The 956-nt window shown below is 66.3% G+C and carries 1 protein-coding gene; it reads right to left on the reverse strand.

Features of this window, described 5'->3' with window-relative positions:
- Positions 1 to 910, reverse strand: a 910-nt coding sequence (locus ON30_RS27855; RefSeq protein WP_245554251.1) for an acyltransferase domain-containing protein, incomplete at its 3' end; no start/stop codon positions are given.
- Positions 911 to 956: the final 46 nt, after the last annotated feature.

Raw genomic sequence — 956 nt, forward strand, 5'->3', positions numbered from 1 at the left:
GGACGCCCGCGGTCCACGCCTGCGCGACCGAGAGCAACAGCCGATCCCAACCACCCTCGTCACGACGCAACGACCCCACCGCCACTGCATCCACGACACCGGCGGCTTCCAGAGTCTCCCCGATCGCCACCGTCAACACCGGATGCGGCGACACCTCCACGAACACCCGATACCCAGACCCCCGCACCACCGGCTCGAACAACACCGGACACCGCAGATTCTCGAACCAATACCCCGCATCCAACTCCGCGGTATCGACCTCACCCCCACACACCGTCGACAGAAACCGCACCGACGACGAAACCGGTTCGATACCAGCCAGATCCACCAGCAACCGCTCCCGCAACACCTCCACATGCGACGAATGCGACGCATAATCCACCGGCACCCGCCGCGCCCGAACACCCTCGGACTCCGCCACCCGCAACAACTCCTCGACCGCCGCCGTATCACCGGCCACCACCGTCGAGAACGCACCATTCAACGCCGCCACCGAAAGCGCACCACCCCACCGCGCGATCAACGCCTCCGCATCGGCCGCCGACAACGACAGCGACACCATCGCCCCCGACCCCGCCAACCCCGCGATCGCCCGAGCCCGCAACACCACCACCTTCGCCGCATCCGCCAACGACAACCCACCCGCCACACACGCCGCCGCGATCTCACCCTGCGAATGACCCACCACCGCAACAGGCTCCACACCCAACGACATCCACACCGCAGCCAACGACACCATCACCGCGAACAACACCGGCTGCACCACATCCACACGATCCAGACCAGGCGCACCAGACACCCCCCGCACCACATCCAGCAGGGACCACTCCACCCAAACACCCAACGCCTCATCACATTCGGCCATCCGCGCCGCGAACACCGGCGAATCCTCCAACAACTCCACCGCCATCCCCACCCACTGCGAACCCTGACCCGGAAACACGAACACCGCACCC

The organism is Nocardia takedensis NBRC 100417 (assembly GCF_000308695.1).
In the GTDB taxonomy this organism is placed as follows: Bacteria; Actinomycetota; Actinomycetes; order Mycobacteriales; family Mycobacteriaceae; genus Nocardia; species Nocardia takedensis.